Source organism: Pelovirga sp., from assembly GCF_059864205.1.
Genome location: NZ_JCBCBS010000008.1, coordinates 1 through 2,664 on the forward strand (window position 1 = coordinate 1; position 2,664 = coordinate 2,664).

Sequence of the window (2,664 nt, forward strand, 5' to 3'; positions counted from 1 at the left end):
TGAATACTTTTTTGTTAAAGGTACAAAGCTTTTAAACCCAGATCTTTGTCTTTGTCCCTCTTGGAGTTCTTGGTGCCTTGGACGCAATTTTCTTTTAAAAAACTTTTTAAATCAGCCACCAAGACTCCAAGAAAGTCTGAATACTTTTTTGTTAAAGGTACAAAGCTTTTAAACCCAGATCTTTGTCTTTGTCCCTCTTGGAGTTCTTGGTGCCTTGGACGCAATTTTCTTATAAAACACTTTTTAAACCAGCCACCAAGACTCCAAGAAAGTCTGAATATTTTTTTGTTAAAGGTACAAAGCTTTTAAACCCAGATCTTTGTCTTTGTCCCTCTTGGAGTTCTTGGTGCCTTGGTGGCTAATGGTTTTCTGTGCTTATTTCCCCTCAATTGCATCCAGGGTCTGCATGCCGGATAAGGTAATCGGGGTGCCGGGCCCAAAGATCTTGGCGGCGCCGGCGGCGTACAGGGCGTCATAATCCTGGCGCGGGATGACGCCGCCGCAGACGATGGCGATATCATCGGCACCAAGTTTTTGCAGCTCGGCGGCCAGTTGCGGCACCAGGGTCTTGTGGCCGGCGGCGAGGCTGGAGACGCCGACGACATGGACATCGTTTTCTACCGCCATCTTGGCGGCTTCGTCCGGGGTCTGGAACAGCGGACCGACGTCGACATCAAAGCCGGCATCGGCGTAGGCGGTGGCCACCACCTTGGCGCCACGGTCATGACCATCCTGCCCCATCTTGGCAATCAGGATGCGCGGGCGCCGTCCTTCTCTGGCGGCGAAGTCGTCAACACGCTTTTTCAGCGCGGCAAAGTCACTGTCTTCACTCACAATTGATCCATAGGCTCCGGAAACAAGTCTGATTTCGGCGCGGTGGCGGCCGTAGACCTTCTCCATGGCGTCGGAAATCTCACCGACGCTGGCCCGCAGCCGTGCGGCATTAACGCAGAGTTCAAGGAGGTTGCCACTGTTATTTTCCGCTGCTGCGGTGATGGCGTCAAGGGCTCCCTGGCAGGCGGCTTCGTTGCGCTGTGCGCGCATCTGGTTGAGGCGGGCAATCTGGCTGTCGCGGACGGCGGCATTGTCGACATCGAGGGTGTCGATGGGATCTTCCTTGGCAAGCTTGTATTTGTTGACCCCGACGATGACATCGCGACCACTGTCGATGGCGGCCTGTTTTTTCGCCGCCGATTCCTCGATGCGCAGTTTGGGCATGCCGGTTTCGATCGCCTTGGTCATGCCGCCGAGGCCTTCGACTTCATTGATAATGGTGCGGGCCTCTTCGATCAGGGCATTGGTCAGGGATTCCACATAGTAGGAGCCACCCAGGGGGTCGACGACATTGCAGATGCCGGTTTCCTCCTGAATCACCAGCTGGGTATTGCGGGCGATGCGCGCGCTGTGGTCGGTGGGCAGGGCGATGGCTTCATCCAGCGCATTGGTGTGCAGCGACTGGGTGCCGCCTAAGACCGCCGCCAGGGCTTCGATGGTGGTCCGCACCACGTTGTTGTAGGGGTCCTGCTCGGTCAAACTCCAGCCGCTGGTCTGGCAGTGGGTGCGCAGCATGGAGGATTTGGGATTTTTGGGGTTGAACTGAGCCATCAGCTCGGCCCACAGAAAGCGCGCGGCGCGCAGTTTGGAGGCTTCCATGAAGAAGTTCATACCGATGGCAAAGAAGAATGACAGGCGTGGCGCAAAGGCATCGATATCGAGGCCTTTGGCGATGGCGGTGCGCACATACTCCAGGCCGTCGGCGAGGGTGAAGGCCAGCTCGAGGGCGTTGTTGGCACCGGCTTCCTGGATGTGGTAGCCGGAGATGGAGATGGAGTTGAACTTGGGCATATACTTGCTGGTGTACTCGATGATGTCACCGATGATGCGCATCGAGGGTTCGGGCGGATAGATATAGGTGTTGCGCACCATGAACTCTTTAAGGATATCGTTCTGGATGGTGCCGGCCAACTGCTCCGGTTTGACCCCCTGCTCCTCGGCGGCAATGATGTAGTTGGCCATGATCGGCAGCACCGCGCCGTTCATGGTCATGGAGACCGAGACCTTGTCGAGGGGAATGTCGGAAAAGAGGATCTTCATGTCCTCAACCGAGTCAATGGCAACCCCGGCCTTGCCGACATCGCCGACAACGCGCGGATGGTCGGAGTCGTAGCCGCGATGGGTGGCGAGGTCAAAGGCGACGGACAAGCCTTGCTGACCGGCGGCGAGGTTACGTTTGTAGAAGGCGTTGGACTCCTCGGCGGTGGAAAAGCCGGCGTACTGACGCACCGTCCACGGCCGACCGGCGTACATGGTCGCCATCGGTCCGCGAATGAAGGGAGCAAGACCGGGCAGGGTATCGGTGTGGGGCAGGTTGGCGGTGTCAGCGGCAGTATAGAGCGGCTTGACGGCGATACCTTCCGGTGTCTGCCAGGTCAGGGCGGAAAGGTTGTCGGCTTTGAGCTCTTTTTTTGCCTGAGCTTCCCAGTCCGCAACCGTCTTCTTTTCACAATGGCTCATGGTTTTGGGCATCCTTCCTGAAAATGGAATGTTCTGGTCACAATCTTTTTTTAGCCACCAAGGCTCCAAGAACACCAAGAGAAACAAGATAAAGCTTTTGATTGCAAACCCTAATTTTTTGCTCTTCTTGGTGACCTTGGTGTCTTGGTG

At 56.1% G+C, this 2,664-nt stretch carries 1 protein-coding gene; it reads right to left on the reverse strand.

The features are described from left to right. Nucleotides 1-375: 375 nt before the first annotated feature. A complete protein-coding gene (scpA, locus tag AC6F7T_RS00725) occupies nt 376-2,514 on the reverse strand; it encodes a methylmalonyl-CoA mutase (RefSeq protein WP_500716032.1) in 2,139 nt (712 codons plus the stop codon). Nucleotides 2,515-2,664 lie beyond the last annotated feature (150 nt).